Below are 348 nucleotides of genomic sequence, written 5' to 3' on the forward strand. Positions count from 1 at the left end.
AAGTAGGAGCGCGGGGGTACAAGTTCACAATGGACGCGACGGACACCGCCGGGCGATTCACCATCGGCAGCATTGACTATGCGGACGACATTGCTATCCTGTGCAACTCGATCAGTAACATTCGCTGCCAGGCCGACAAGCTCTCGGCCTACTCCGACTGGGGCCACCTCATCGTATCACACAGCAAAACCCTCGCCACTGCCGCGCTCCACCACGCGCACCAGTCCGGCAGGTGCAGCACCCCAGCAGACGCGGAGAAGCAAGCCCGCCGCGAACTGCAGGTCTTGCGGCTGCAAGGAAAGCCGATCACCTTCCTCCGCCCGTCCGCACCATTCACCTACTTAGGAG

Annotated in this window: 1 protein-coding gene; it reads left to right on the forward strand. The window is 61.8% G+C overall.

Translation table 11 applies throughout. The features are described 5' to 3' along the window. Positions 1 to 29: 29 nt before the first annotated feature. The coding region (locus ACT6VE_RS34905; RefSeq protein ID WP_444802665.1) for a hypothetical protein at positions 30 to 348 on the forward strand (319 nt) is incomplete at its 3' end.

The sequence above is a fragment of the Shinella sp. genome, assembly GCF_052438155.1.
In the GTDB taxonomy this organism is placed as follows: domain Bacteria; phylum Pseudomonadota; class Alphaproteobacteria; order Rhizobiales; family Rhizobiaceae; genus Shinella.